The 26864-nt window shown below is 73.9% G+C and carries 31 protein-coding genes and 1 pseudogene; 17 read left to right on the top strand and 15 right to left on the bottom strand.

Features of this window, described 5'->3' with window-relative positions; all coding sequences use genetic code 11:
• Positions 1-10 precede the first annotated feature (10 nt).
• Together G5C62_RS27980 and G5C62_RS07880 are read left to right on the top strand one after the other, a co-directional pair.
• Entirely contained in the window at positions 11-367 is a 357-nt protein-coding gene (locus G5C62_RS27980) for a hypothetical protein (RefSeq protein WP_346774116.1), read from the top strand.
• Entirely contained in the window at positions 351-797 is a 447-nt protein-coding gene (locus tag G5C62_RS07880) for a nitroreductase family deazaflavin-dependent oxidoreductase (RefSeq protein WP_164700540.1), read from the top strand. The genes G5C62_RS27980 and G5C62_RS07880 overlap by 17 nt, the downstream gene beginning before the upstream one ends.
• A 25-nt stretch (positions 798-822) precedes the next feature.
• Here the strand turns inward: G5C62_RS07880 and G5C62_RS07875 are convergent, their stop codons facing one another.
• From G5C62_RS07875 to G5C62_RS07865, 3 genes are read right to left on the bottom strand one after another with little or no spacing between them, the layout of a single operon-like run.
• A complete protein-coding gene (locus G5C62_RS07875) occupies positions 823-1794 on the bottom strand; it encodes an aldo/keto reductase (protein WP_164700541.1) in 972 nt (323 codons plus the stop codon).
• A gap of 51 nt (positions 1795-1845) precedes the next feature.
• Complete coding sequence (locus tag G5C62_RS07870) at positions 1846-2898, bottom strand: winged helix DNA-binding domain-containing protein (protein ID WP_164700542.1); 1053 nt, start codon at positions 2896-2898, stop codon at positions 1846-1848.
• 37 nt (positions 2899-2935) lie between these two features.
• Positions 2936-3556 (bottom strand): GNAT family N-acetyltransferase, encoded by a 621-nt coding sequence (locus tag G5C62_RS07865; protein WP_164700543.1) that lies wholly within the window; start codon positions 3554-3556, stop codon positions 2936-2938.
• 117 nt (positions 3557-3673) lie between these two features.
• Between G5C62_RS07865 and G5C62_RS07860 the strand changes: the two genes are divergently transcribed.
• Positions 3674-4105: a DUF1801 domain-containing protein gene (locus G5C62_RS07860; RefSeq protein ID WP_164700544.1), complete on the top strand. Its 432-nt coding sequence runs from the start codon at positions 3674-3676 to the stop codon at positions 4103-4105.
• Here the strand turns inward: G5C62_RS07860 and G5C62_RS07855 are convergent.
• Positions 4090-4734 carry a phosphoribosyltransferase gene (locus G5C62_RS07855; protein WP_164700558.1) on the bottom strand — a complete coding sequence of 215 codons (645 nt, stop codon included), beginning with the start codon at positions 4732-4734 and terminating at the stop codon, positions 4090-4092. The two genes, G5C62_RS07860 and G5C62_RS07855, sit on opposite strands and share 16 nt — an antisense overlap.
• Positions 4735-4907: 173 nt before the next feature.
• On the opposite strand from G5C62_RS07855, the gene G5C62_RS07850 reads away from it, so the two are divergent.
• Both G5C62_RS07850 and G5C62_RS07845 read left to right on the top strand, forming a co-directional pair.
• The gene (locus G5C62_RS07850; protein ID WP_164700545.1) at positions 4908-5141 is read left to right on the top strand and encodes a hypothetical protein; all 234 of its coding nucleotides are present in this window, start codon (positions 4908-4910) and stop codon (positions 5139-5141) included.
• A gap of 86 nt (positions 5142-5227) precedes the next feature.
• Positions 5228-6847 carry an ABC-F family ATP-binding cassette domain-containing protein gene (locus G5C62_RS07845; RefSeq protein ID WP_164700546.1) on the top strand — a complete coding sequence of 540 codons (1620 nt, stop codon included), beginning with the start codon at positions 5228-5230 and terminating at the stop codon, positions 6845-6847.
• 2 nt (positions 6848-6849) lie between these two features.
• On the opposite strand, the gene G5C62_RS07840 is transcribed toward G5C62_RS07845, so the two are convergent.
• From G5C62_RS07840 to G5C62_RS07830, 3 genes are all read right to left on the bottom strand, one after another.
• The gene (locus tag G5C62_RS07840) at positions 6850-7740 is read right to left on the bottom strand and encodes an oxidoreductase (RefSeq protein WP_164700547.1); all 891 of its coding nucleotides are present in this window, start codon (positions 7738-7740) and stop codon (positions 6850-6852) included.
• A gap of 39 nt (positions 7741-7779) precedes the next feature.
• Positions 7780-9048: an MFS transporter gene (locus G5C62_RS07835; protein ID WP_164700548.1), complete on the bottom strand. Its 1269-nt coding sequence runs from the start codon at positions 9046-9048 to the stop codon at positions 7780-7782.
• A gap of 190 nt (positions 9049-9238) precedes the next feature.
• Entirely contained in the window at positions 9239-10420 is a 1182-nt protein-coding gene (locus G5C62_RS07830; protein WP_164700549.1) for a zinc-dependent alcohol dehydrogenase, read from the bottom strand.
• A gap of 274 nt (positions 10421-10694) precedes the next feature.
• On the opposite strand from G5C62_RS07830, the gene G5C62_RS07825 reads away from it, so the two are divergent.
• The 4 genes from G5C62_RS07825 to G5C62_RS07810 all read left to right on the top strand — a co-directional run bounded on the left by G5C62_RS07825 (position 10695) and on the right by G5C62_RS07810 (position 14202).
• Positions 10695-11777 carry a M23 family metallopeptidase gene (locus tag G5C62_RS07825; protein ID WP_206330519.1) on the top strand — a complete coding sequence of 361 codons (1083 nt, stop codon included), beginning with the start codon at positions 10695-10697 and terminating at the stop codon, positions 11775-11777.
• Positions 11778-11884: 107 nt separating this feature from the next.
• On the top strand, positions 11885-12808 hold the full coding sequence (locus tag G5C62_RS07820) for a cation diffusion facilitator family transporter (RefSeq protein WP_164700550.1): 924 nt from the start codon (positions 11885-11887) through the stop codon (positions 12806-12808).
• Between the two features lie 30 nt (positions 12809-12838).
• Positions 12839-13357 carry a metallophosphoesterase gene (locus G5C62_RS07815; protein WP_164700551.1) on the top strand — a complete coding sequence of 173 codons (519 nt, stop codon included), beginning with the start codon at positions 12839-12841 and terminating at the stop codon, positions 13355-13357.
• Complete coding sequence (locus G5C62_RS07810; RefSeq protein WP_241175771.1) at positions 13354-14202, top strand: putative RNA methyltransferase; 849 nt, start codon at positions 13354-13356, stop codon at positions 14200-14202. Before G5C62_RS07815 ends, G5C62_RS07810 begins: the two co-directional genes overlap by 4 nt.
• Before the next feature lie 117 nt (positions 14203-14319).
• On the opposite strand, the gene G5C62_RS07805 is transcribed toward G5C62_RS07810, so the two are convergent.
• Positions 14320-14595, bottom strand: coding sequence for a GlsB/YeaQ/YmgE family stress response membrane protein (locus G5C62_RS07805; RefSeq protein WP_241175772.1), 276 nt, complete (start codon positions 14593-14595; stop codon positions 14320-14322).
• Positions 14596-14867: 272 nt separating this feature from the next.
• Between G5C62_RS07805 and ctaD the strand changes: the two genes are divergently transcribed.
• Both ctaD and serB (G5C62_RS07795) read left to right on the top strand, forming a co-directional pair.
• Entirely contained in the window at positions 14868-16628 is a 1761-nt protein-coding gene (gene ctaD / locus G5C62_RS07800; RefSeq protein ID WP_164700553.1) for a cytochrome c oxidase subunit I, read from the top strand.
• Between the two features lie 135 nt (positions 16629-16763).
• Positions 16764-18014: a phosphoserine phosphatase SerB gene (gene serB / locus G5C62_RS07795; RefSeq protein ID WP_164700554.1), complete on the top strand. Its 1251-nt coding sequence runs from the start codon at positions 16764-16766 to the stop codon at positions 18012-18014.
• Between the two features lie 57 nt (positions 18015-18071).
• On the opposite strand, the gene G5C62_RS07790 is transcribed toward serB (G5C62_RS07795), so the two are convergent.
• Positions 18072-18632 carry an isochorismatase family protein gene (locus G5C62_RS07790; protein ID WP_036333433.1) on the bottom strand — a complete coding sequence of 187 codons (561 nt, stop codon included), beginning with the start codon at positions 18630-18632 and terminating at the stop codon, positions 18072-18074.
• A gap of 48 nt (positions 18633-18680) precedes the next feature.
• Entirely contained in the window at positions 18681-19976 is a 1296-nt protein-coding gene (locus G5C62_RS07785; protein WP_164700555.1) for a nicotinate phosphoribosyltransferase, read from the bottom strand.
• A gap of 62 nt (positions 19977-20038) precedes the next feature.
• On the opposite strand from G5C62_RS07785, the gene clpS (G5C62_RS07780) reads away from it, so the two are divergent.
• Entirely contained in the window at positions 20039-20335 is a 297-nt protein-coding gene (gene clpS / locus G5C62_RS07780) for an ATP-dependent Clp protease adapter ClpS (RefSeq protein WP_036333437.1), read from the top strand.
• On the top strand, positions 20332-20844 hold the full coding sequence (locus tag G5C62_RS07775; RefSeq protein WP_036333439.1) for a DUF2017 family protein: 513 nt from the start codon (positions 20332-20334) through the stop codon (positions 20842-20844). The genes clpS (G5C62_RS07780) and G5C62_RS07775 overlap by 4 nt, the downstream gene beginning before the upstream one ends.
• Here G5C62_RS07775 and G5C62_RS07770 read toward each other — a convergent pair.
• Positions 20783-21136, bottom strand: coding sequence for a hypothetical protein (locus G5C62_RS07770; RefSeq protein WP_164700556.1), 354 nt, complete (start codon positions 21134-21136; stop codon positions 20783-20785). The two genes, G5C62_RS07775 and G5C62_RS07770, sit on opposite strands and share 62 nt — an antisense overlap.
• 122 nt (positions 21137-21258) lie before the next feature.
• Between G5C62_RS07770 and G5C62_RS07765 the strand changes: the two genes are divergently transcribed.
• The gene (locus G5C62_RS07765; protein ID WP_164700557.1) at positions 21259-21732 is read left to right on the top strand and encodes a Mov34/MPN/PAD-1 family protein; all 474 of its coding nucleotides are present in this window, start codon (positions 21259-21261) and stop codon (positions 21730-21732) included.
• A 367-nt stretch (positions 21733-22099) separates the two neighbouring features.
• On the opposite strand, the pseudogene G5C62_RS29005 reads toward G5C62_RS07765, so the two are convergent.
• Positions 22100-22333, bottom strand: a pseudogene (locus G5C62_RS29005) (Mov34/MPN/PAD-1 family protein); the annotation flags it as partial.
• 158 nt (positions 22334-22491) lie between these two features.
• Here G5C62_RS29005 and G5C62_RS07750 point away from each other — a divergent pair.
• Positions 22492-22845: a hypothetical protein gene (locus G5C62_RS07750; RefSeq protein WP_164700556.1), complete on the top strand. Its 354-nt coding sequence runs from the start codon at positions 22492-22494 to the stop codon at positions 22843-22845.
• Here the strand turns inward: G5C62_RS07750 and G5C62_RS07745 are convergent.
• Entirely contained in the window at positions 22784-23296 is a 513-nt protein-coding gene (locus G5C62_RS07745; protein ID WP_036333439.1) for a DUF2017 family protein, read from the bottom strand. The two genes, G5C62_RS07750 and G5C62_RS07745, sit on opposite strands and share 62 nt — an antisense overlap.
• Positions 23293-23589: an ATP-dependent Clp protease adapter ClpS gene (gene clpS / locus G5C62_RS07740; protein WP_036333437.1), complete on the bottom strand. Its 297-nt coding sequence runs from the start codon at positions 23587-23589 to the stop codon at positions 23293-23295. The genes G5C62_RS07745 and clpS (G5C62_RS07740) overlap by 4 nt, the downstream gene beginning before the upstream one ends.
• A gap of 62 nt (positions 23590-23651) precedes the next feature.
• Between clpS (G5C62_RS07740) and G5C62_RS07735 the strand changes: the two genes are divergently transcribed.
• Together G5C62_RS07735 and G5C62_RS07730 are read left to right on the top strand one after the other, a co-directional pair.
• Complete coding sequence (locus tag G5C62_RS07735) at positions 23652-24947, top strand: nicotinate phosphoribosyltransferase (RefSeq protein WP_164700555.1); 1296 nt, start codon at positions 23652-23654, stop codon at positions 24945-24947.
• Positions 24948-24995: 48 nt separating this feature from the next.
• Positions 24996-25556, top strand: a complete 561-nt coding sequence (locus tag G5C62_RS07730) for an isochorismatase family protein (protein ID WP_036333433.1) — start codon at positions 24996-24998, stop codon at positions 25554-25556.
• A 57-nt stretch (positions 25557-25613) separates the two neighbouring features.
• Here the strand turns inward: G5C62_RS07730 and serB (G5C62_RS07725) are convergent, their stop codons facing one another.
• Positions 25614-26864 (bottom strand): phosphoserine phosphatase SerB, encoded by a 1251-nt coding sequence (gene serB, locus G5C62_RS07725; RefSeq protein WP_164700554.1) that lies wholly within the window; start codon positions 26862-26864, stop codon positions 25614-25616.

Below are 26864 nucleotides of genomic sequence, written 5' to 3'. Positions count from 1 at the left end.
CAACGCCTACGTGCTGGCCCACGAGTACGGCCACCACGTGCAGCACCTGCTGGGCACCAGCCGGCTGGTCACCCCGGGCGAGACCGGACCGGCCAGCGGCACCGTGCGCCTGGAGCTGCAGGCCGACGGCCAGCCCCCGGCCCCCGGGCCGACCACCGCCACCCCGGCCACGGCGGTCCTGGACGCCGGAGGTGTCCAGCCGGGCACCTTCACGGAACCTCATCGAGCGACGACCTCCTGGTCGGGGACGGGACACCGGTGGGGTCCGCTCGCAGCACTCTGCCCGGGGCGGGACCGCTGCGCACGCCGATGCCGTGCGGTCGGTCGGTGCCGGGACCTAGGGTCGGGTCATGCCCGTCGAAGGTGAGTACGAGCCGAGTCCGGAGAAGTGGGTCCGCGACCAGGTGGAGGTGTACGAGCGCACCGGCGGCAGGGAGGGCAACACCCTGCCCGGCCGCACCGAGCCGGTCGTCGTCTTCACCACCCGGGGCGCCAAGAGCGGCAAGGTCCGCAAGAACCCGTTGATGAAGGTCGAGCACGACGGGGTGTACGCGATGGTCGCCTCGCAGGGCGGCGCGCCGAAGCACCCGACCTGGTACTTCAACCTCAAGGCCCACCCCGACGAGGTCACCGTCCAGGACGGTGAGCACGTCTGGGACGGGGTGGCGCGCGAGATCGACGGCGACGAGTACGCCCGGTGGTGGGAGCGCGCGGTCGCCGCCTACCGCGACTACGCGGACTACCAGCGCAAGACCGATCGGAAGATCCCGATCGTCCTGGTCGAGCCCAAGGACTGACGAGCCGGAAGACTGAGCGGCGGGGTCAGGAGAAGCCGACCACCGCGTGCGGGGTGTAGGGCTCCTCGAGCCGGGCGACCTCCTCCGCCGTCAGCTGCAGCTCCACCGCGGCCACCGCGTCGTCCAGGTGCCGGTCCTTGGTGACACCGACGATCGGCGCGGTCACCACGGGCTTGCTGAGCACCCAGGCCAGCGCCACCTGCGCACGCGGGACCCCACGGGCTCCGGCGACCTCGGCCACCCGCTCGACGACCACCCGGTCCTCGTCGTTGTACAGCCTGCTGCCGAACTCGTCGGTCTCCGACCGGTTGGTCTGGGAGTCCCACTCGCGGGTGAGCCGGCCGCGGGCCAGCGGGCTCCACGGGATCACCCCGATGCCCTCGTCGGCGCAGAGCGGCAGCATCTCCCGCTCCTCCTCCCGGTTGAGCAGGTTGTAGTGGTCCTGCATGGAGACGAAGCGGTGCCAGCCGTGCTCGCCGGCCACGTGCAGGGCCTTGCTGAACTGCCAGGCCCACATGCTCGAGGCGCCCAGGTAGCGCACCTTGCCCGATCGCACCGCGGAGTCCAGGGCCTCCAGCGTCTCCTCGATCGGCGTGCCCGGGTCCCAGCGGTGGATCTGGTACAGGTCCACGTAGTCGGTGCCCAGCCGCCGGAGGCTCGCGTCGAGCTCGGCCAGGATCGCCTTGCGGGACAGCCCCGCGCCGTTCGGCCCGGGCCGCATCCGGCCGTGCACCTTCGTGGCCAGGACGACGTCCTCCCGGTCGGCGAAGTCGCGGATCGCACGGCCGGTGATCTCCTCGCTGGAGCCGGCCGAGTAGACGTTCGCGGTGTCGAAGAAGGTGATCCCGGCGGCCAGCGCCTTCTCGATGACGGCCCGGCTCTCCTCCTCGGGCAGGCTCCACGGATGACCGCCGCGGGCGGGGTCGCCGAAGCTCATCATCCCGAGACAGAGGCGGGACACCTGCAGGCCGGTGCTGCCCAGACGCGTGTACTCCATGGCCCGTCCCTTCCCCCGGCGCCGCCCTGCCCAACCTCCGGGCCGACGTGCTCAGGGCAGGGCGGCGTACCGCTCCTGCACGGCGGCCAGCACGCCCGGGGGCAGCTCGGTGAACGGCTCCAGCTCGATCGGCCGGCCCGCGCCCCGCCCCGTCCGCCAGACGCCCACGACCACACCCCGGTGCAGCGCGGTGGCCCGGAACATGCCGTTGCCGCCGGGCACGATCCGGTCGGCGAACTCCGTCGGCACGGTGCAGCTGCGGTCGGCGTAGCCGAGCACCAGCTCGTCGAAGCCGGGCAGCAGGTGCACGCCCTCGGCCTCGGCGCGGGCGGCGGCGAGCCGGTCGGGGGTCGCCGGGTCGAGCCAGTGCTCGGTGCCGTCGACGACGAGCCGCTCCAGCCGGGGTGCGGCGATCGCCAGCCCCGCCTTGACGTCGCGGACCAGCACGCCTGCCCAGCGCACCAGGTCCTTGACGGTCGCGGGGCCGTGCGAGGCGAAGAAGCGCAGCGCCAGCTCGCCGAGGGCCTCCTCACGCCCGAGGTGGCGGGGGGAGGTGATCCACTCCTCGAGCAGCACGAACTGCTGGTCGCTCCCGGCCGTGGGCCCCAGCACGAGCGTCCCGGTCTGGGCGAGGTACCAGAGCAGGTGGTAGCCGCGCTGACCCTGGGTGGACACCCCACCGGCGGCGATCACCGCCAGCAGGTCGGCCCGGCCGAGCCGGCCACCGCCGGTCAGGGCGCTGATCGCCAGCTCCCGGGCCCGCTCCAGCTCTGCCTCGGTGATCCCGACGACGGCGCGTCGCTTCTCCACCCCGGCGAGGGCGCGCGGCCCGAGCAGCGCCAGCATCCAGGGCAGGTCCTCGGCGGCGGTCAGGTGCAGCGTGCCGCGCATCGGCCAGGACCGGACCACCTCGCCGGCGTCCAGCGCGGCGGTGACCGCCGCCCGGGTGCCGCCGGCGGTGCGCAGCGCGACCGAGGTCAGCGCACCGGGCAGGTCCTGCCCCTGGACGGCGGTCGACCAGCGCACCGCCTCGGCCGGGGTCGGGCACCGCGGCCCGATCAGCCGTTGTGCCGCCATCCGCAGCCCGGCCAGGTCCACCGTCATGCCGACACCCTGGCAGCCCGGGCCGACAGTCCTGGGGTCAGCGCGCCCGGCGCAGGTACACCAGGCCCTCGGCGTCGGGCTCGGTGGTCAGCGGACCGAACCCGACCGCCTCCGCCGTCCGCAGGCTGGCGGTGTTGTCCGGTTCGACACCGAGCACGAACTGCTCGACGTCGGCGAGCGCGTCGGTCGAGACGAGGGCGCGGAGCGTCGCCGTCCCGTACCCGCGGCGCCAGCGGGCCGGGTCGACCACGTAGGCGGCGCCCATCGTGCGGCGCTCGTCGGTGGCGACCACCTGCTCGGTGGCCGGGTCCCACTGCGTCCACCGGTCGTAGACGTCGCCGCCGATCAGCGCGACCGGGGCGCCGTCGGCGGCCAGCGCGACGAACGAGCGGGCCCGCAGCACGGTCCGGCCGCGGAACTCCTCGCCCCGGGCGGCGGTGCGCAGGGCCAGCTCCCGTTCGGGCCAGCTGCGGCCGCCCAGCTGGCGCTGCACCACCGGGTGGTCGAACCAGGGCAGCACCGGCAGCAGGAACTCGGGCTCGAACGGCACCAGCCGGAGGGTCTCGCAGACAGGCACCGCCCCACCCTGCAGCACGCCCACGGCCACGTCATCCGGAGGCGTCGACCGCCCCCGGCCGACGTCGTACCGTGCCCTCATGATGGGGATGGGCAATCTCGGCCCGGACGGGCGCCGCCGGCAGCGGCTGGTCGCCGGGATCATCGTGGCGGCGATGCTGCTGGCCGCCGGCGCGGTGCTCTTCAGCGGCGCCTTCTGATGGACGGCGGACCGGACATCGACGCCTGGTTCGCCGCCGCCGGCACCCGGGAGGCCGACCTGCGAGCCACCGACGCACTGGTCCTGGCCGCCGCACCCGGCATCGACCGGCAGCTCGTGCCGATGGGCCGCGGGCAGGTGCTCGGGTACGGCCTGATGCCCTACCGGCCGCGATCGGCGACGGAGACGACGATGTGGCCGTTGATCGCGCTGGCCGCGCAGAAGCGGCACCTCTCGCTGTACGTGTCGGCCGTCGTGGACGGCGCCTACCTGGCCGAGTCGCGGGCCGCGCAGCTGGGGAAGGTGTCCTGCGGCAAGAGCTGCATCCGGTTCACGTCCCTGGACCGGGTGGACACGGTGGCGCTGGACCAGCTGGTGCGCGACGCGGTGGCCAGCACCGCCCGTGGGGACAACGACTACACCGGCGGCTGAGCGGCGCGGCGGAGGAGGTCGAGGACCTCGTCGTCCTCGGTGGCGCGGAAGTCGGCGTAGGCCTGGCCGACCGAGCGGAAGCCCGGCGGGCTGCTGAGCACCACCAGCTCGTCGGTCGCCGCGGTCAGGGCCGGCACCGCGTCCGGGGAGCAGACCGGGACGGCGAGCACCACGCGCGCGGCGCCCTGGGCCCGGGCGACGGCGCAGGCGGCGCGGGCGGTCGAGCCGGTGGCGATGCCGTCGTCCACCAGCACGACGGTGCGGCCGGCCAGCGGCACCCGCGGCCGCACCTCGCGGAAGAGCCGGACCCGCCGGTCGACCTCTGCCTGCTGGTCGTCCCGGACGCGGGCGAGGTCGGCGTCGACCACCCGGGCCACCCGGAGCACCCGCTCCTCGAGCACCACCACCCCGCCCTCGCCGACCGCGCCCATCGCGAGCTCGGGCTGGCCCGGCACCCCGAGCTTGCGCACGACGAGGACGTCCAGCGGTGCGGCCAGCGCGGCGGCGACCGGGACGGCCACCGGCACGCCGCCCCTCGGCAGCCCCAGCACCACGGGCCCGGCCGCTCGCAGGTGGTCCAGCGGGCGTGCCAGGTGGTCGCCGGCATCGGCGCGGTCACGGAAGAACACGGCCACCTCCGGGATGCGGGTCCGGTCCCGATGCTGCCGGGTCGGGACAGCGGGGGGAACGGGGCCCTAGGTCCCTTGCGGTCGCGGCCGGGACCGGGCAGCGTGGCGTGCAGCAGGACCCCGGGGGACGTGCCGGCAGACGGCACGCGGGGTACGAGCACCGGAGGGCACGCATGCCGTTGGCCGTGCTGCAGACCGTCCAGACCATCCCGTTCGTCGACCGATCCGTCGACCGATCCGTCGACCTGGCCGTGCGTCGGCTGTCCGAGGAGCTCGGGCAGCGACCGCAGGTGGTACGGCCGGTGGTGCTCGAGTGCCGGCAGCAGCTCAGCGGTTCCCCGGCCGGGGCTCTGCCCGAGCTGGTCGAACGGCTCGCCCGGCATCGCCTCCGGGCACCGGTGGACTGACCTCCGGGCACCGGTGGACTGACCTCCGGGCACCGGTGGACTGACCGGCCGAGGAACGGGTGGCCCCGTCGGCGGATGATGGGGTCATGGGCTACGTCGACGTCACGGGGATCCGGTTCACCCTGCCGGACGGGCGGGTGCTCCTCGACGACGTCGCCTTCCGTGTCGGGGAGGGCGCCTGCGCCGCGCTGGTCGGGGAGAACGGCGCCGGCAAGACCACCATGCTGCGGATCATCAGCGGCGACCTGACACCGGATGCCGGCTCGGTGGCGCTGATCGGCGGGCTGGGCATCATGCGCCAGTTCATCGGCTCGGTGCGCGACGACACCACCGTCCAGCGGTTCCTCGTCGACCTCGCGCCGCCCGCCGTCCGGGAGGCCTGGGACGCCGTCGAGACCGCCGAGCTGCGGATGATGGAGGACGACGACGAGCCCACCCAGATGGCCTACGCCAACGCGCTGGCCCACTGGGGCGACGTCGGCGGTTACGACGTCGAGGTCACCTGGGACACCGTCACGGTCGCCGCGCTGGGCGTGCCCTACGACGGCTGCAAGTACCGCGAGCTGAACACCCTCTCCGGCGGCGAGCAGAAGCGGCTGGCCCTGGAGTGCCTGCTCCGCGGCCCCGACCAGGTGCTGCTGCTCGACGAGCCGGACAACTACCTCGACGTCCCCGGGAAGCGGTGGCTGGAGGATCGGCTGATCGAGACCCGCAAGACGGTGCTGTTCGTCAGCCACGACCGGGAGCTGCTGGCCCGGGTCGCCGACCGGGTGGTCACCGTCGAGGGCGGGACGGCGTGGGTGCACGGCGGCAACTGGGCGAGCTACCCCGCGGCACGCACCGCCCGGCACGACCGGATGGCGGAGCTGCGCAAGCGCTGGGACGAGGAGCACGAGCGACTGGTCGACCTGGTGCGCACGCTGCAGCAGCAGGCGAAGAACTCCCCGGACATGGCCGCCCGCTACCACGCCATGCAGACCCGGCTGGCCAAGTACGAGGCCGCCGGGCCACCGCCGGAGCGGCCACCGGACCAGCACGTGACCATGCGGCTGCGTGGCGGCCGCACGGGGGTGCGGGTGGTGATGGCCGAGCAGCTCGAGCTCTCCGGCCTGATGCGCCCCTTCGACGTGGAGGTCGAGTACGGCGACCGGGTCGCCGTCCTGGGCTCCAACGGGGCCGGCAAGTCGCACTTCTTGCGGCTGCTGGCCGGCCAGGACGTCGCGCACACCGGCGAGTGGCGGCTCGGGGCGCGCGTCGTCCCCGGGTTCTTCGCCCAGACCCACGCCCATCCCGAGTGGCTGGACCGCACCCTGGTCGACCTGCTCTGGCACGGCGAGCCCGGGCGGCCGGGCGTCGACCGCGGGCGGGCCATGGCGGCGCTGCGCCGGTACGGGCTGGCCCCCTCCGGTGACCAGCTGTTCCGGTCGCTCTCCGGTGGTCAGCAGGCGCGGTTCCAGGTGCTCCTGCTCGAGCTCTCCGGCGCCACCCTGCTGTTGCTCGACGAGCCGACCGACAACCTCGACGTGCTGTCGGCCGAGTCGCTGGAGGAGGCGCTGGACGCCTTCGACGGCACGGTGGTCGCGGTGACCCACGACCGCTGGTTCGCCCGCACCTTCGACCGCTTCCTGCTCTTCGGCGCCGACGGGCACGTGCGCGAGGTCCCCGAGCCGGTGTTCGACGAGGGCCGGGTCCAGCGCGCCCGCTGAGCTCAGAGGTCGGGGTCGAGGGTGCCGTCGCCGCCGATCCGGTCCAGTTCGGTCAGCTCCTCGGGTCCGAGCTGCCGGGCCGCCGCCTCGAGGTTCTCCTCCAGGTGGGCGACCGACGAGGTGCCCGGGATGAGCAGCAGGTTGGGGGAGCGGGCCAGCAGCCAGGTCAGCGCCACCTGCATCGGGGTGGTCTCGAGCCGGCGGGCCACCGTGTCCAGCGCCGCCGACTGCAGCGGCGAGAAGCCGCCCAGCGGGAAGAAGGGCACGTAGGCGATGCCGTCCCGGGCCAGCGCGTCGACCAGCGGGTCGTCGGCCCGGTGCACCAGGTTGTAGTGGTTCTGCACGCACACCACCGGGGCTATGCCGCGGGCCTCGGCCAGCATCTGCGGCGTCACGTTGCTGACCCCGAGGTGCCGGACCAGCCCCTCCTGCTGGAGCTGGGCGAGGGCCTCCATCGGCTCGGCCAGCGAGCGCTGCACCGGCTCGGCGAACCCGGGCATCCGCAGGTTGACCACGTCCAGGACGTCGAGCCCCAGGTGGTCGAGGTTGTCGTGCACCGCCTGCCGCAACTCGTCGGCACCCAGCGCCTCGGGCCACTCGCCCGCCGCCGTGCGCCGGGCCCCGACCTTGGTGACGATCGTGAGCTGCTCCGGGTAGGGGTGCAGCGCCTCGCGGATGACCTCGTTGGTGACGTGCGGGCCGTAGTAGTCGCTGGTGTCGATGTGGTCGACGCCGAGCTCGACCGCGCGGCGCAGCACCGCCACCGCGGCGTCCCGGTCGGCAGGTGGGCCCATCACGTGCGGGCCGGCGAGCTGCATGGCGCCGTAGCCGATGCGGTGCACGGCGCGGTCACCGAGGGGGAACTGGCCGGACTGCTCCGCCGTCGTCGTCATGCCCGCCGGGCTACCCCGGGAGGCGGGGGTGCCACACCGTCAGCGGATGACGAACGGGACCTCGGGGACGGCGATGGGGGAGAGGACCCGCTGCCAGACGGCGACGTCGGCGTCCACCCGTGCGGCGCCCTCGGCGACCCGGGCCTCCGCGGCCAGCGCGGCCCGGTCCGCGCGGTCGCCCCGCACCGCCACCACCGCGATCCCGGTGCCGGCGAGTGCCAGGCCGGCGCCCACCCAGATCGGGGCGGTGTAGCCCAGCCCGGCCGACAGCACGCCGGCCCCGAGCGCAGCACCCAGCGCGTTCGCCACGTTGAACGCGGCCTGGTTCGCCGCGGACACCAGGCTCCCGCCGGGGACCCGGGCGGCCTCGATGACCCGGTTCTGCACCACCGGGCCGAGCGCGAAGGCCAGCGTCCCGAAGAGCACGAGCACCGGGACGGCGAGCACCGCGATGTCGGCGACGAGCGCGAAGAGGGCGAGCGCAGCGGCGGTGGCGACCAGGCCGACGGCGACGAAGGAGAGCCCCCACCGGTCACCGAGCCGGCCGCCGATCAGCGTGCCGACGGTGGTGCCCACGCCGAAGAGCGCCAGCACCGGGGTGACCCAGCCCTCGGACAGGCCGGTGAGCTCGGTGAGGATCGGGCTGACGTAGCTGTAGACGGCGAACAGTGCGGCGAACCCGACCATCGTCAGCCCGAGCACCAGCCACACGCCGGGCCGGCGGAAGGCGCCCAGCTCGCTGCGCAGGTCGGTGGGCTCACCGGCGACGCCGGGCATCCAGGCGAGCAGCCCGGCGATGGTGACCAGACCGATGACGGCGACCCCGGCGAAGACCACCCGCCAGCTCAGCTGCTGGGCGACGAACGTGCCCAGCGGCACGCCCACGACGTTGGCCAGCGTCAGCCCGGTGATCATCAGGGAGATCGCCTGGGTGGCCTTCTCCTTCGGCACCAGCCGGCGGGCGGCCACCGCCCCCACGCCGAAGAACGACCCGTGCGCCAGCGCGGCGAACACCCGGGCGGCCACGAGCGTGCCGTAGTCGGGGGCCAGCGCGGACAGCAGGTTGCCGACCGTGAACAGCACCATCAGCGCGACCAGCGTCTGTCGCGGGGTGAAGCGCACCCCGAGGGCGGTCAGCGTCGGGGCGCCGATCACCACGCCGATGGCGTAGGCGGAGATGAGCAGCCCGACGGCGGAGACCGAGACGTCCAGCCCCTCGGCGATCTGGGGCAGCATCCCCATCACCACGAACTCGGTGGTGCCGATGCCGAAGGCACCGATGGCGAGCGCGATCAGGGCGCGGGGCAAGGCGGGGCTCCTCGGTGTACTGCGGAGAGGCGGCCCGGACGTCGGGGCCTCCTCCAGCCAAGGGCAGGAAGGCCCCGGACCGTGCCTGCGCCGGGCATGAGACTGGTCACGTCGTCCCACCCGGCCGCGTGCGACGGGCCGCGCACCGGTGCTGGACCGGTGCGCGGCCCGTCGGCCGGAGCGGGGTGGATCAGGGCTGGAGCAGCACCTTCACGGCGCCGTCCTGCTTCTGCCGGAAGGTCTCGTAGGCCTGCGACGCCTGCTCCAGCGGCACGTGGTGGGTGGCGAAGTCGTCGACGCCGAGCGGGTCGGCGTCGGTGAGCAGCGGCAGGATGTCGGGCACCCAGCGCCACACGTTGGCCTGGCCCATCCGCAGCTCGATCTGCTTGTCGAACATCCGCATGAGCGGCATCGGGTCGGTCGCCCCGCCGTAGACGCCGGACAGCGAGATGGTGCCGCCGCGGCGCACCGCCTCGATCGCGGTGTTGAGCGCGGCCATCCGGTCGATGCCGACCACCGTCATGACCTTCTCCATGATGGCGTCGGGCACCAGGGCGCTGGCCTTCTGCGCGAACTTCGCGCCGGGGGAGCCGTGCGCCTCCATGCCGACGGCGTCGATGACGGCGTCCGGACCGCGGCCGTCGGTCTTGTCCCGCACCCAGGCGACGACGTCGGCCTGGTCGGTGGAGTCCAGGACGTCGATCCCGTTGGCGCGGGCCCGGGCCAGCCGCTCGGGCACGGTGTCGGACGCGAGGACCTGGGCGGCACCGAGGTGCTTGGCGATCCGGGTGGCCATGTCGCCGATCGGGCCCAGGCCGAGGACCAGCACCGACCCGCCGGGGACGACGCCGGCGTACTGCACGGCCTGCCAGGCGGTGGGCAGCACGTCGGAGAGGTAGACGAAGCGGTCGTCGGCCGGGCCCTCGGGGACCTTGATCGGCAGGGTGTTGCCGAAGGGCACCCGCAGGTACTCGGCCTGGCCGCCGGGCACCTGGCCGTAGAGCTTCGTGTAGCCGAACAGGGAGGCGCCGAAGCCCTGCTCCCGGTTCTGCGTCGTCTCGCACTGGCTCTGCAGCCCCTGGTCGCACATCCAGCAGGTGCCGCAGGAGATGTTGAACGGGACGACGACCCGGTCGCCTGCCTTGAGTTCGGTGACCGCGGGACCGACCTCGCGGACGATGCCCATCGGCTCGTGGCCGAGCACGTCGCCGACGGTCATGAACGGCGCCATGACCTCGATCAGGTGCAGGTCCGAGCCGCAGATGCCGCTCGAGGTCACCTGGACGATCACGTCGGTGGGGTCCTTGATCTCCGGGTCCGGGACGGTGTCCACCCGGACGTCGTCCCGGCCGTGCCAGGTCACTGCGCGCATGGGGGTGCTCCTCGGGTCTGGGTGCCCCGGACGGCCGCGACGGGGCAGCAGGCCGTTCACCGGGGCGTGACGTTCCTCGCCCCTACCCATCACGGCGAGTTCGATTCCTGACCCGCGCGCAGTGATGACGTGACAGAGGGTGCCCATTTGGCACTAAGTGTTGTGACCTCCGCCACTTGACCGGGTGTGCTCACCCGGTCGTCCACATCACGAACCGATCACGTCGTGTTTACATGGGCCCCGCCCGAATCGCCCCCGACGGAAAGACAGGTGCATGGACCCGCAACACCTCGCCCGGCTCGACGACGAGGGGACGGTGCTCTCGACCGGCACCGCTGGCGGGTCCGCCGCCGCCACCCCGCCGTCCGACCGCCCCGAGGTGCTCGCCTCCGTGCTGCCGTTCCGCCGGGCCGTCCGTCGTCCGCGCCGCCTCCTCGGTGCCGCCTCGACGCGCACCGCGTCGGTCACCTGCCCCGTCTCGGCCGGCACCTCGCCGGTCGCCGCGGCGGAGCAGTGGCCGCTCCCGGTCGAGGGGGCCGACCCGGTGCTCGTCGACACCTGGCCGCTCGGACCGGCCGGCACCCCGCTGTCGGCAGCCGCCGCACCGGCCGCCGAGGTCGCGACGAGCTCCCGCCGCCGGCTGACGCTCCCGTCCGGCCGGCCGGCGCTGTTCGTGGCCGCGGCGATCATCGGGGTGGTCGGGCTCGGGCTCACCGCCGCCGGCGCGCCGTCCCCGGTCGCCCGGGCGGCGGCCGACGAGCCGGTCAGCGTCGCCGAGGAGCTGGGCATGGTCCAGGCGGAGCAGCCCGCGCTCACCGGCGAGGAGGCCGCCGCCCGGCTGCAGGAGCTGGCCGCCACCCGCGCCCAGCGCGAGGACGCCGAGGCCGCCGCCGCCCAGGTGCAGGCAGAGGCGGACCGCGTCGCGGCCGAGGCGGCCGCGGCGGCCGCCGCCGAGGCGGCCCGGCCCAAGGCCGTGCTGCCCGTGCAGGGGCGGCTCACCAGCCAGTTCGGTTCGCGCTGGGGCACGCTGCACGCGGGCATCGACTTCGCCGCGCCGTTGGGCACCCCCGAGTACGCGGTGATGGACGGCGTCGTCCTCCGCGCCGGCGCGGCCAGTGGCTTCGGGCTGGCGGTCTACGTCCAGCACGCGAACGGCGACGTCTCGGTCTACGGCCACATGCAGGAGATCCTGGTCGAGGAGGGGCAGACCGTGCGGGCGGGCGACACCATCGCACTGCTCGGCAATGAGGGGCAGTCCACCGGTCCGCACCTGCACTTCGAGGTGCACGCCGGCGGCCTCGACGGGCCCCGGATCGACCCTCTCCCGTGGCTGCGCGAGCGCGGCGTCGCCATCTGATCGAGGACCTCGTCGTCCCCCCGCCCCTGCGAGGGGGCCGGCCTGGCGTTCCTGGCTGACATGCGGCATCGTGCATGTCAGAACGCGGGGCGACGGAGGGGACGGCGATGGGTCACGACCACGGTGCGGGGCACGGCTCCGGCACCACGGCCGCCGGGCACCGCGGCCGGCTGGCCGTCGTCCTGGTCCTCACCGGCTCGGTCTTCGTCCTGGAGCTGGTCGGCGCGCTGATCTCGGGCTCACTGGCCCTCCTCGCCGACGCCGCCCACATGGCCACCGACGCGCTCGGCATCGGCATGGCCCTCGGTGCGGTCACCCTCGCCCAGCGCCCCGCCCACGGCCGGCGCACCTTCGGCTGGCAGCGCATGGAGGTCCTCGCCGCCGTCGGCAACGGTCTGCTCCTGCTCGTCGTCGGCGGGTACGTCGTGGTCGAGGCGATCCGCCGGATCGGCGACCCACCCGACATCGACTCCGGCTGGATGCTCGGCGTCGCCCTCGTCGGGCTGGCGGTCAACGTCGGCTCGCTCGCCCTGCTCCGCTCCGGCCAGCGCGAGTCGCTGAACACCCGGGGCGCCTACCTCGAGGTGGTCGGTGACGCGCTGGGCTCCGTCGCCGTGATCGTCGCCGCCGTCGTCATCGCCACGACCGGCTGGACCGGGGCCGACGTCGTCGCCTCCCTCGCGGTCGGCGCGCTGGTCCTGCCCCGCGCCTGGTCGCTGCTGCGGGAGGCGCTGGACGTGCTGCTCGAGGCGGCCCCCAAGGGAGTCGACCTGGAGCAGGTGCGCGACCACGTGCTCGGCGTCCACGGCGTCTTGGACGTGCACGACCTGCACGCCTGGACCATCACCTCGGGTCTGCCGGTGCTCTCCGCGCACGTCGTCGTCAGTGACGAGGCGCTGGCCGACGGGCACGGCGGCCGGGTGCTCGATGCCCTCTGCAGCTGCCTGGGCGACCACTTCGACCTGGAGCACTGCACCTTCCAGCTCGAGTCGCCCGGGCACCGGAACCACGAAGCGCCCGTCCACGACTGAGGGAGCGGGGCGGGCTGGGACGATGCCCCCGTGTCCGTCTCCCTGGTGATCACCGCCGACACCCACGTGCCCAAGCGGGCCCGGGACCTGCCCGACCCGCTGTGGCAGCAGATCGAGGCGGCGGACGTCGTGGTGCACGCCGGCGACTGGGTGGACGTGGCCCTGCTCGACGAGCTGGAGCGGCGGTCGCGGCGGCTGGTGGCGGTGTACGGCAACAACGACCACGGGGTGCTGCGGGACCGGCTCCCGGAGGTGGTCCGGGTCGAGTTCGACGGCGTCCGGTTCGCGGTGGTGCACGAGACCGGGGACGCCAAGGGCCGGGAGCAGCGCTGCGCGGCCGCCTTCCCGGACGTCGACGTCCTGGTGTTCGGACACAGCCACATCCCCTGGGACACGACCGGGCCCACCGGGCTGCGGCTGCTCAACCCCGGGTCGCCCACCGACCGGCGCCGCCAGCCGTTCGCCACGTTCCTCACGGCCACGGCCGATGCCGGGCAGCTGCGGGACGTGGTGCTGCACCGGCTGCCCGTGCGACCGCCGCGCCGGTGAGCCCGCCCCCGCTCCCACCGGCCGCGGTCGCCCTGCTCGCGTGCCCGGTCTGCGGCCAGCAGCTCGCCGCTGACCGGGATGGTCTCCGGTGCACCGCCGGGCACGCCTTCGACCGGGCGCGGCAGGGCCACGTCACGCTCCTCCCACCGGGTGGCAGCCCGCACGAGGGTGACTCCGCGGCCATGGTGGGGGACCGGGCGGACTTCCTGGCCGCCGGCCACTACGCCGGCATCACCGCGGCGCTGGCCGACGCCGCCCTCGCCGGGCCGCCGCCGCGGACGCTGCTCGACTCGGGCGGCGGCACCGGAGCGCACCTCGCCGGCGTGCTGGACCGGGCACCCGCCGCCGTCGGGGTGGTGCTCGACGCCTCCCGCTACGCCGCCCGCCGGGCCGCCCGCGCCCACCCCCGCGCGATCGCCGTGGTGGCCGACTCCTGGGCCCGCTGGCCGGTCCGGGACGGGTCCGTCGACCGGGTGCTCGTCGTGTTCGCCCCGCGCAACGGCGCGGAGACCGCCCGGGTGCTGACCCCGGACGGCCGGTTGGTCGTCGTCACCCCGGCCGTCGACCACCTGGCCGAGCTCGTCGGCCCGCTGGGGCTGCTGCACGTCGACCCGGCCAAGGCCGACCGGCTGGCCGCCACGCTCGAGCCGCACCTGCGCCCGGCCGGGACGGCGGGCCATCGATCGGTGTTGGAGCTGGACCACCTCGCGGTGCGCACGCTCGTCGGGATGGGCCCGCACGCCCGGCACCTCGCGGCGGGGGAGCTGGCCGCCCGGGTGGCCACGCTGCCGGAGCCGGTCGCGGTCACGGTGGCGGTCGACGTCGGCAGCTGGACGCGCGGCTGAGCGCACGTCCAGCCGCGGCCAGGGCCCGGAGCCGCCCAGGTCCCGGTCGTGCCGAGGGCCCGGCCCTGCGGCCGGGCCCTCGGGGAGCCTGCTGGTGCCCGCTGCGGGGCGGGTGGGTCAGCGGGTGACGCGACGCTGCTTGCCGGTGGCGGCCACGTAGACCGCCAGTACGAGGATCGCGCCCAGGATCGACGCCCACCAGCCGCCGAGGTCGAACTCCAGCCCGTCGCCCTGGACGAGGCTGAACACGAGGTTGCCCACCACCGAGCCGATGAGGCCGAGCACGAGGGTGGCGACGAGGCCGAGGTCCTGCTTGCCCGGGACCACGGCACGGGCGATCAGACCGGCGACGAAGCCGATCAGGACGGTCAAGAGGATCCCACCGATGTCCACGGGCGACCTCCGGTGCACGACGGTCGAGCCGTCTCGCGCTGGTCCGTCCAGCGCAAGATCAACGATTCCCACGCCCGGACGTGACCAAACTCCCCGAGCCGCCGCATCGCCCATCGGGCGTGCGCCCGGGCGTGGCCCGACGGCTGGCGTACCGCGCCCACCTGCACTTCCGCCGGCGCCGGGCCGGGCCACCGGGGGAGCGGCCCGGGACGCGCCGCACCGACTCCTGCTCCCGCCGCGTCGGCCGTGACGTGACGGTCTAAGCTCCGACCGTGACGATCGCACCCGCCCCGATCGTGAGCCGGCCGAGCCCGGCCCACGAGGCCGAGAAGGGATCGCGGCTCCTCGGTCTGCTGCGCACCACCGACCACAAGACCATCGGCCTGATGTACACGACGGCGTCGTTCATCTGGTTCTTCGTCGGTGGCTTCATGGCGTTGCTGATGCGCGGTGAGCTGGCCCGCCCCGAGCTTCAGTTCCTCTCGCCCGAGCAGTACAACCAGCTGGTCACCATGCACGGCACGGTGATGCTGCTGTTCTTCGCGACGCCGATGTTCTTCGCCTTCGCGAACCTGATCATGCCGCTGCAGCTGGGTGCGCCGGACGTCGCCTTCCCCCGGCTGAACGCCTTCTCCTTCTGGCTGTTCCTCTTCGGCTCCTCCATCGCCGTCTCCGGCTTCCTGACCCCCGGTGGCGCCGCCGACTTCGGCTGGTACGCCTACACCCCGCTGTCGACCGGCGCACACAGCCCGGGCGCCGGAGGTGACCTGTGGATCACCGGCCTGGCGGTCAGTGGTCTGGGCACGATCCTCGGTGGCGTCAACTTCATCGCAACGATCGTCTGCCTGCGGGCGCCGGGCCTGACGATGTTCCGGATGTCCATCTTCACCTGGGCATCGCTGGTCACCAGCATCCTGATCCTGCTCGCCTTCCCGATCCTGACCGCCGCGCTGTTCGCGCTGCTGGCCGACCGGCACCTCGGTGCGCAGGTCTACTCGCCGGAGAACGGCGGGCCGATGCTGTGGCAGCACCTGTTCTGGTTCTTCGGGCATCCAGAGGTCTACATCATCGCGTTGCCGTTCTTCGGCATCATCAGCGAGGTCATCCCGGTCTTCAGCCGCAAGCCGCTGTTCGGCTACAAGGGCATGGTCTTCGCGCTGATCGCGATCACCGCCCTGTCGCTGGCAGTCTGGGCGCACCACATGTTCGCCACCGGCGCGGTGCTGCTGCCGTTCTTCGCCTTCCTGACGTACCTGATCGCGGTGCCCACCGGGATCAAGTTCTTCAACTGGATCGGCACCATGTGGCGCGGCCAGATCACCTTCGAGACGCCGATGCTGTTCTCGATCGGCTTCCTGATCACCTTCCTGCTCGGTGGTCTGACCGGTGTCCTGCTGGCCAGCCCGCCGCTGGACTGGCACGTCAACGACAGCTACTTCGTCGTGGCCCACTTCCACTACGTCGTCTTCGGCACCGTGGTCTTCGCCGCCTACGCCGGTCTCTACTTCTGGTTCCCGAAGATGTGCGGCCGGATGATGGACGAGAAGATCGGCAAGCTGCACTTCTGGCTGACCTTCATCGGCTTCCACGCCACGTTCCTCATCCAGCACTGGCTGGGCAACGCGGGCATGCCGCGCCGGTACGCCGACTACCTCGCCCTCGACGGCGGCGGCTCCTTCACCACGATGCACACGATCTCGACCATCGGGTCGTTCATCCTCGGCGCCTCGGTGATCCCCTTCGTCTACAACGTCGTGAAGTCGTGGAAGCACGGCCGGCTGGCGCTGCGCGACGACCCCTGGGGGCACGGCAACTCGCTGGAGTGGGCGACCTCGTCGCCTCCGCCGCGGCACAACTTCGTCGAGATCCCCCGGATCCGGTCGGAGCGCCCCGCGTTCGAGCTGCACTACCCGCACCTGCGGGACCGCCTGGAGATGGAGGCGCACGCCGGCAAGGGGCACCAGCCCTACGCCAGCGAGGCCGGTCTCACCGGCGGTGCCCGCCAGGGAGCCGACGACAAGGACCCGACCTGAGCACGGCCCCCTGAGAGGGACCACCACGGACGCCCCGTCAGCCGATCGGCTGGCGGGGCGTCCGTGCGTCCGGGGCCGGGGACCGTCGGGCAGGGCGCGGTCGGAGGGCGATCACCGGTCCGGCACGATGACGGCGTGACCGACCGCGCCGCCGCCCCAGCGCCGACCGACCCGACTGCTGCACCGCCGACGTCCGACGGTGCCCTGCTGACCGTGACCGGCAGCGACCGGCCGGGGGTGACCGCGGCGCTGTTCGCCGCGCTGGCCCAGGTCGGCCCACACCCGGTCGAGGTCCTCGACGTCGAACAGGTCGTGGTGCACGGCCAGCTGGTGCTGGGCGTCGTCGTCGGGAGCCCGGAGAGCGGGTCCGTCGGGTCCCTGGCCGACCGCCTGCGCGCCGCCGTCGCCGAGGTGGCGTCCCGGACCGGCGTCGCGGTGAGCGTCCAGCCCACCGCGGCCGGCAGCGCCCGGCAGGAGCGCACCGCCCGCCACCACGTCATCGTGCTCGGCCGCCCCGTCCCGCCCGCTGCGGTCGCCGGCGCCGCGCGCGCCATCGCCGGGGTGGGCGGCAACATCGAGGCGATCCGCCGGCTGTCGGACTACCCGGTCACCAGCTTCGAGCTGACCGTCTCGGGTGCCGCGTCCACCGAGCTGCGGACGGCGCTGGCCACGGTCGCCGCCGAGACGGGCACCGACATCGCCGTGGAGCAGGTCGGGCTGGCCCGGCGCGGCAAGCGGCTGATCGTGCTGGACGTCGACTCGACCCTGGTACGCGGCGAGGTGATCGACGAGCTGGCCGCCCGGGCCGGCCGGGCCGCCGAGGTCGCCCGGATCACCGCGGCGGCGATGAACGGCGAACTCGACTTCGAGGAGTCCCTCCGGGCGCGGGTGGCGGTGCTGGCAGGGCTGCCGGTGGGCGTGCTGGACGAGGTCCGCGCGCACCTGGTCCTCACCCCGGGCGCCCGCACCCTGATCCGCACGCTGCAGCGGCTGGGGTTCCGCTGCGGCATCGTCAGCGGCGGGTTCACCCAGATCACCGACCCGCTCGCCGCCGAGCTCGGGCTGGACTTCGCCGCCGCGAACACCCTCGAGGTGGCCGACGGCCGACTCACCGGTGGGCTCGTCGGCGAGGTCGTCGACCGGGCGGGCAAGGCCCGGGCGCTGGCCCGCTTCGCCGCGCAGCACGGCGTCCCGCTGGACCAGACGGTCGCGGTGGGCGACGGCGCCAACGACCTCGACATGCTCAACGCCGCCGGGCTGGGCATCGCCTTCAACGCCAAGCCGTTCGTGCGCGACCAGGCGCACGCCGCGTTGAACCAGCCCTACCTCGACGCCGTCCTCCAGGTCCTCGGGTTCACCCGCGACGAGGTGCTGGACGCCAGCTGAACGGAAGTCAGCGGCTCCACGCGAGTCGGGCACGGCTGCTGACCGCGGTGTCGACCGTCAGGACGACGATGTGCTGAGCTCCACGCCGGCGGTGCGGAGCTGCTCCAGGGCCGCCTCGGTGGTGGCCGGTGAGACGCCGGCGGTGAGGTGCAGCAGCACCCGGGTGGCGAACCCGGCGCCGACCCCGTCCAGCGCGGTGGCCCGGACGCAGTGGTCGGTGGCGATGCCGACGACGTCGATCGCGTCGACACCGTGGGCCCGCAGCCAGTCGGCCAGCGGCTGCCCGTCGAAGGAGCCCTCGAAGCCGGAGTAGGCGGCTTCGTACTCGCCCTTGTCGAAGACCGCCTCGATCGGCCGCCGGTCCAGGTCGGAGTGCAGCTCGACCCCGGACGTGCCGACGACGCAGTGCGCGGGCCAGGTCTCCAGGTAGTCGGGCTGCTCGGCGAAGTGACCGCCCGGGTCGACGTGGTGGTCCCGGGTGGCGACGACGTGCGCGTAGTCGGTCGCGGCGGCGTGGGCGCTGATCGCCCGGGCGACGGCGGTGCCGCCGTCGACGGCGAGGCTCCCGCCCTCGCAGAAGTCGTTCTGCACGTCCACGATCACCAGGGCACGGGTCATGACCCCATCCTGCCCCGGCGACGACCTCCGCCGGGGCGGGGCCCTCGGCTACCCGGTGACGGTGTCGATCGCCGGCTCGCCCCGGGACAGCGACCACGCCTCGGTCGGCAGGGCGCCGCGCGCCTGGACGTGCAGGTCCCGGGCAGCGGCCAGCGAGTCGGCGGGGGATCGGGGATCGACGAGCTCGCCCCCGCGGACCAGCGGCCGGATCAGGTCGCGGTCGTGCTCCTGGGCGGGGACCGGTGCCGCGCTGACCACCTCGGCGGTCGCCGTCCCGGCGGCGTCGTGCCGCCGGACGGCGTGCTTGCGGCCGCCCACCGAGCGCTTGCCCACGGAGTTCTTGGCCACCGGTACCCCGTCCCGGGCCACGAGCTTGTAGACCATCCCGACGGTGGGTGAGCCGGAGCCGGTCACCAGTGAGGTGCCCACCCCGTAGCCGTCGACCGGGGCGGCCGCCAGCGCGGCGATCGCGTACTCGTCGAGGTCGCTGGTGACGATGACCCGGGTGGCCGTCGCGCCCAGGGAGTCCAGCAGCTCGCGGGCGCGGGTCGCCTCGATGGCGAGGTCACCGGAGTCCAGGCGGACGGCGCCGAGTTCCGGGCCGGCCACCTCGACCGCCGTCCGGATGCCCTGCTCGGTGTCGTAGGTGTCGACCAGCAGCGTCGTCCCGACGCCCAGGGTGTCCAGCTGCGCGCGGAACGCCGCCGCCTCGTCGTCGTGCAGCAGGGTGAACGCGTGGGCGCTGGTGCCGGTCGTGGGGATGCCGTAGCGGGCGCCGGCGGCCAGGTTCGACGTGGCCGAGAAGCCGACCAGGGCCGCGGCCCGCGCGGCGGCGACGGCGGCCTCCTCGTGTGTGCGCCGGGAGCCCATCTCGATGCACGGGCGGCCACAGGCGGCGCCGACCATCCGGGCACCGGCGGCGGCGATGGCGCTGTCGTGGTTGAGCATCGACAGGACCAGGGTCTCCAGCAGCACGGCCTGGCCGAACGGGGCCCGCACGGTGAGCACCGGCGAGCCGGGGAAGTAGAGGTCGCCCTCGGCGTAGCCGTCGACGTCCCCGGTGAACCGGAAGCCGGCCAGGTGCTCCAGCAGTCGTGGGTCGTCCACGCCCTGCTGTCGGAGCGCGTCCAGCTCGGCGTCCCCGAAGCGGAAGTCGGCCAGCGCCTCCAGGAACCGGCCGGTCCCGGCGAGCACCCCGTACCGCCGGCCGTGCGGCAGCCGGCGGGCGAAGACCTCGAAGACGCAGTCCCGGTCGGCGGTGCCGTCGGCCAGGGCGGCGGCCAGCATGGTCAGCTCGTAGCGGTCGGTGAGCATCGCGGGGCTGAGCGGCGGGCTCTGCGGCATGGAGCAGCACGATAGGTGCCCACCGACTGCGTCGCTGGAGGCGGTCGTCCTAGAGTGCTCACGTGGCCGGACCGCTCGCGCCCGAACGGGTGTCGGAGACGTCGACGGGGGAGGAGTCCGCCCTCGACCGCCCCTGGGTCACCGTCGTCTGGGACGACCCGGTCAACCTGATGACCTACGTGACGTTCGTGCTCCAGGAGCTGTTCGGGTACGACGAGGCGACCGCGACGGAGCTCATGCTGCAGGTGCACAACGAGGGCAAGGCGATCGTCAGCTCCGGTCCGCGGGAGCGGATGGAGCACGACACCAACCGGCTGCACGCCTACGGGCTGTGGGCCACGTACCAGCGGGACGCGTGAAGCCGTTCCGCCGCAAGGGCGACGAGCTGGTGGCCCGGCTGGTCGACGCCGAGGCCGACATCGTGGGCCTGCTGCTGGACCAGCTGGAGCAGCTGCTGTCCGCGGACCCGGCCGACTCCGGTGGCGACCCGGTGCTGGAGCGCCTGCTGCCCAGCGGTCACGCCAGCGACCCGCAGCTGGCCGCCGAGTACCGCGACCTGACCGAGGCCGGGCTGCGCAGCGGCAAGGCCGACGACCTGGCGATGGTCCGGGCCACCGTGCCGCCCGGCGGTGGCGAGGTGCGGCTGGACGCCGAGCAGGCGCGCGCCTGGCTGCGCACCACCAACGACCTCCGGCTGGCGATGGGCACCCGGCTGGGCATCACCGCGGAGACCGAGCCCCCGGAGATCGACGCCACGGGCGAGGGGGCCGACGACGAGAACTCGCAGCTGGCCGTCTACTACTGGCTCACCGCCGTGCAGGGGTCGTTGATCGACGCCTTGGCCGCCGGTCGAGGCGACCGACGGTGAGCAGCACCAGGATGGCGACGAGCAGGTCGGCGACGAAGAACACGTAGACCAGGCTGTGCACGTCGACGTCCTGCACGAGCGCCCCGATGCAGGACAGCAGGGTGATGCCGGACAGGGCGGCCAGCAGCACCAGCCCGATGAGCCGGCCGAGCACCACGAGCACCAGCTCGACGCGGTCGGTCCGCTGGTCGGTGGCGCGGCCACTGCGGTGGAGCAGCCGGGCCGATCCGATGGCCAGGGCCGGCAGCGCGACCAGGACGACGCCGATCACCATGAGAACCTCGATCACCACGGTCGGCGACGTTATCGGTCGGACACGTCCGCGACGCAATCCGTTCCCGCGGCGGTCACCCGTTCCGGCGCCCGTCCGGGGCGGGGAGGACGCCGGCCGGTGGCGCTGCCTAGACTGGCCCTGTGCTGCGCATCGACCGCGCGATCTACGACGCCATCGTGGCCCACGCCCGGGAAGACCACCCGGACGAGGCCTGTGGCGTCGTCGCCGGCCCCGAGGGCAGTGACCGGCCCGAGCGCTTCATCCCGATGCTCAACGCGGCCCGCTCGCCGACGTTCTACGAGTTCGACAGCGCCGACCTGCTGAAGCTGTACCGCGACATGGACGACCGGGACGAGGTGCCCGTGGTCATCTACCACTCGCACACCGCCACCGAGGCCCACCCCTCGCGCACCGACATCAGCTACGCCTCCGAGCCCGAGGCGCACTACGTGCTGGTCTCCACCCGCGAGCACGGTGCCCGCACCGGCCTGGCCGGTGACGAGGTCGAGTTCCGCAGCTTCCGGATCGTCGACGGCGAGGTGCGCGAGGAGGACGTCGAGGTCGTCGAGTCCTACCTGTTCGGCCACTCGCCGACCACCGTCGTCTACGACTGAGCCGCAGCTCACCCCGCGGCCGGCGGAATCGCCGGCCGCACACCGGCGTTCCCCCGAACAGTCGTTCCTGCGCGCCCTGCGCGACCCCTGTCACCCCGCGAGAAGGAGTTCCCCCATGGCCATCGAGGTCCGCATCCCGACCATCCTGCGCACCCACACCGGCGGCAACAAGACCGTCCAGGGCAACGGGGACACGCTCGGCGCGCTGGTCGACGACATCGACGTCCTCCTCGCGCACCTCGCCGTCGACGATCCGGAAGCTGCGGAACTCGACCTCGTCACCGGCCAGGCCGGTGCGGGCACCGTGCTCGCGGGTGGAGACCAGCACGTAGTGCGCCTCGGGCTCGGAGGCGTAGCTGATGTCGGTGCGCGAGGGGTGGGCCTCGGTGGCGGTGTGCGAGTGGTAGATGACCACGGGCACCTCGTCCCGGTCGTCCATGTCGCGGTACAGCTTCAGCAGGTCGGCGCTGTCGAACTCGTAGAACGTCGGCGAGCGGGCCGCGTTGAGCATCGGGATGAAGCGCTCGGGCCGGTCACTGCCCTCGGGGCCGGCGACGACGCCACAGGCCTCGTCCGGGTGGTCTTCCCGGGCGTGGGCCACGATGGCGTCGTAGATCGCGCGGTCGATGCGCAGCACAGGGCCAGTCTAGGCAGCGCCACCGGCCGGCGTCCTCCCCGCCCCGGACGGGCGCCGGAACGGGTGACCGCCGCGGGAACGGATTGCGTCGCGGACGTGTCCGACCGATAACGTCGCCGACCGTGGTGATCGAGGTTCTCATGGTGATCGGCGTCGTCCTGGTCGCGCTGCCGGCCCTGGCCATCGGATCGGCCCGGCTGCTCCACCGCAGTGGCCGCGCCACCGACCAGCGGACCGACCGCGTCGAGCTGGTGCTCGTGGTGCTCGGCCGGCTCATCGGGCTGGTGCTGCTGGCCGCCCTGTCCGGCATCACCCTGCTGTCCTGCATCGGGGCGCTCGTGCAGGACGTCGACGTGCACAGCCTGGTCTACGTGTTCTTCGTCGCCGACCTGCTCGTCGCCATCCTGGTGCTGCTCACCGTCGGTCGCCTCGACCGGCGGCCAAGGCGTCGATCAACGACCCCTGCACGGCGGTGAGCCAGTAGTAGACGGCCAGCTGCGAGTTCTCGTCGTCGGCCCCCTCGCCCGTGGCGTCGATCTCCGGGGGCTCGGTCTCCGCGGTGATGCCCAGCCGGGTGCCCATCGCCAGCCGGAGGTCGTTGGTGGTGCGCAGCCAGGCGCGCGCCTGCTCGGCGTCCAGCCGCACCTCGCCACCGCCGGGCGGCACGGTGGCCCGGACCATCGCCAGGTCGTCGGCCTTGCCGCTGCGCAGCCCGGCCTCGGTCAGGTCGCGGTACTCGGCGGCCAGCTGCGGGTCGCTGGCGTGACCGCTGGGCAGCAGGCGCTCCAGCACCGGGTCGCCACCGGAGTCGGCCGGGTCCGCGGACAGCAGCTGCTCCAGCTGGTCCAGCAGCAGGCCCACGATGTCGGCCTCGGCGTCGACCAGCCGGGCCACCAGCTCGTCGCCCTTGCGGCGGAACGGCTTCACGCGTCCCGCTGGTACGTGGCCCACAGCCCGTAGGCGTGCAGCCGGTTGGTGTCGTGCTCCATCCGCTCCCGCGGACCGGAGCTGACGATCGCCTTGCCCTCGTTGTGCACCTGCAGCATGAGCTCCGTCGCGGTCGCCTCGTCGTACCCGAACAGCTCCTGGAGCACGAACGTCACGTAGGTCATCAGGTTGACCGGGTCGTCCCAGACGACGGTGACCCAGGGGCGGTCGAGGGCGGACTCCTCCCCCGTCGACGTCTCCGACACCCGTTCGGGCGCGAGCGGTCCGGCCACGTGAGCACTCTAGGACGACCGCCTCCAGCGACGCAGTCGGTGGGCACCTATCGTGCTGCTCCATGCCGCAGAGCCCGCCGCTCAGCCCCGCGATGCTCACCGACCGCTACGAGCTGACCATGCTGGCCGCCGCCCTGGCCGACGGCACCGCCGACCGGGACTGCGTCTTCGAGGTCTTCGCCCGCCGGCTGCCGCACGGCCGGCGGTACGGGGTGCTCGCCGGGACCGGCCGGTTCCTGGAGGCGCTGGCCGACTTCCGCTTCGGGGACGCCGAGCTGGACGCGCTCCGACAGCAGGGCGTGGACGACCCACGACTGCTGGAGCACCTGGCCGGCTTCCGGTTCACCGGGGACGTCGACGGCTACGCCGAGGGCGACCTCTACTTCCCCGGCTCGCCGGTGCTCACCGTGCGGGCCCCGTTCGGCCAGGCCGTGCTGCTGGAGACCCTGGTCCTGTCGATGCTCAACCACGACAGCGCCATCGCCGCCGCCGGTGCCCGGATGGTCGGCGCCGCCTGTGGCCGCCCGTGCATCGAGATGGGCTCCCGGCGCACACACGAGGAGGCCGCCGTCGCCGCCGCGCGGGCCGCGGCCCTGGTCGGCTTCTCGGCCACGTCGAACCTGGCCGCCGGCGCCCGCTACGGCATCCCCACGACCGGCACCAGCGCCCACGCGTTCACCCTGCTGCACGACGACGAGGCGGCGGCGTTCCGCGCGCAGCTGGACACCCTGGGCGTCGGGACGACGCTGCTGGTCGACACCTACGACACCGAGCAGGGCATCCGGACGGCGGTCGAGGTGGCCGGCCCGGAACTCGGCGCCGTCCGCCTGGACTCCGGTGACCTCGCCATCGAGGCGACCCGCGCCCGCGAGCTGCTGGACTCCCTGGGCGCGACGGCCACCCGGGTCATCGTCACCAGCGACCTCGACGAGTACGCGATCGCCGCGCTGGCGGCCGCCCCGGTCGACGGCTACGGGGTGGGCACCTCACTGGTGACCGGCTCCGGCTCACCCACCGTCGGGATGGTCTACAAGCTCGTGGCCCGGGACGGGGTACCGGTGGCCAAGAACTCCGTGGGCAAGCGCTCGGTGGGCGGCCGCAAGCACGCCGTCCGGCGGCACGACGCCGCCGGGACGGCGACCGCCGAGGTGGTCAGCGCGGCACCGGTCCCCGCCCAGGAGCACGACCGCGACCTGATCCGGCCGCTGGTCCGCGGGGGCGAGCTCGTCGATCCCCGATCCCCCGCCGACTCGCTGGCCGCTGCCCGGGACCTGCACGTCCAGGCGCGCGGCGCCCTGCCGACCGAGGCGTGGTCGCTGTCCCGGGGCGAGCCGGCGATCGACACCGTCACCGGGTAGCCGAGGGCCCCGCCCCGGCGGAGGTCGTCGCCGGGGCAGGATGGGGTCATGACCCGTGCCCTGGTGATCGTGGACGTGCAGAACGACTTCTGCGAGGGCGGGAGCCTCGCCGTCGACGGCGGCACCGCCGTCGCCCGGGCGATCAGCGCCCACGCCGCCGCGACCGACTACGCGCACGTCGTCGCCACCCGGGACCACCACGTCGACCCGGGCGGTCACTTCGCCGAGCAGCCCGACTACCTGGAGACCTGGCCCGCGCACTGCGTCGTCGGCACGTCCGGGGTCGAGCTGCACTCCGACCTGGACCGGCGGCCGATCGAGGCGGTCTTCGACAAGGGCGAGTACGAAGCCGCCTACTCCGGCTTCGAGGGCTCCTTCGACGGGCAGCCGCTGGCCGACTGGCTGCGGGCCCACGGTGTCGACGCGATCGACGTCGTCGGCATCGCCACCGACCACTGCGTCCGGGCCACCGCGCTGGACGGGGTCGGCGCCGGGTTCGCCACCCGGGTGCTGCTGCACCTCACCGCCGGCGTCTCACCGGCCACCACCGAGGCGGCCCTGGAGCAGCTCCGCACCGCCGGCGTGGAGCTCAGCACATCGTCGTCCTGACGGTCGACACCGCGGTCAGCAGCCGTGCCCGACTCGCGTGGAGCCGCTGACTTCCGTTCAGCTGGCGTCCAGCACCTCGTCGCGGGTGAACCCGAGGACCTGGAGGACGGCGTCGAGGTAGGGCTGGTTCAACGCGGCGTGCGCCTGGTCGCGCACGAACGGCTTGGCGTTGAAGGCGATGCCCAGCCCGGCGGCGTTGAGCATGTCGAGGTCGTTGGCGCCGTCGCCCACCGCGACCGTCTGGTCCAGCGGGACGCCGTGCTGCGCGGCGAAGCGGGCCAGCGCCCGGGCCTTGCCCGCCCGGTCGACGACCTCGCCGACGAGCCCACCGGTGAGTCGGCCGTCGGCCACCTCGAGGGTGTTCGCGGCGGCGAAGTCCAGCCCGAGCTCGGCGGCGAGCGGGTCGGTGATCTGGGTGAACCCGCCGCTGACGATGCCGCAGCGGAACCCCAGCCGCTGCAGCGTGCGGATCAGGGTGCGGGCGCCCGGGGTGAGGACCAGGTGCGCGCGGACCTCGTCCAGCACGCCCACCGGCAGCCCTGCCAGCACCGCCACCCGCGCCCGGAGGGACTCCTCGAAGTCGAGTTCGCCGTTCATCGCCGCCGCGGTGATCCGGGCGACCTCGGCGGCCCGGCCGGCCCGGGCGGCCAGCTCGTCGATCACCTCGCCGCGTACCAGGGTCGAGTCGACGTCCAGCACGATCAGCCGCTTGCCGCGCCGGGCCAGCCCGACCTGCTCCACGGCGATGTCGGTGCCCGTCTCGGCGGCGACCGTGGCCAGCGCCGTCCGCAGCTCGGTGGACGCGGCACCCGAGACGGTCAGCTCGAAGCTGGTGACCGGGTAGTCCGACAGCCGGCGGATCGCCTCGATGTTGCCGCCCACCCCGGCGATGGCGCGCGCGGCGCCGGCGACCGCAGCGGGCGGGACGGGGCGGCCGAGCACGATGACGTGGTGGCGGGCGGTGCGCTCCTGCCGGGCGCTGCCGGCCGCGGTGGGCTGGACGCTCACCGCGACGCCGGTCCGGGACGCCACCTCGGCGACGGCGGCGCGCAGGCGGTCGGCCAGGGACCCGACGGACCCGCTCTCCGGGCTCCCGACGACGACGCCCAGCACCAGCTGGCCGTGCACCACGACCTGTTCGACGTCGAGGACCTCGACCGGGTGTGGGCCGACCTGGGCCAGCGCGGCGAACAGCGCCGCGGTCACCCCCGGCCGGTCGCTGCCGGTCACGGTCAGCAGGGCACCGTCGGACGTCGGCGGTGCAGCAGTCGGGTCGGTCGGCGCTGGGGCGGCGGCGCGGTCGGTCAC

The sequence above is a fragment of the Modestobacter sp. KNN46-3 genome, from assembly GCF_011039295.1.
This window is presented reverse-complemented; position numbering and strand designations above follow the sequence as displayed.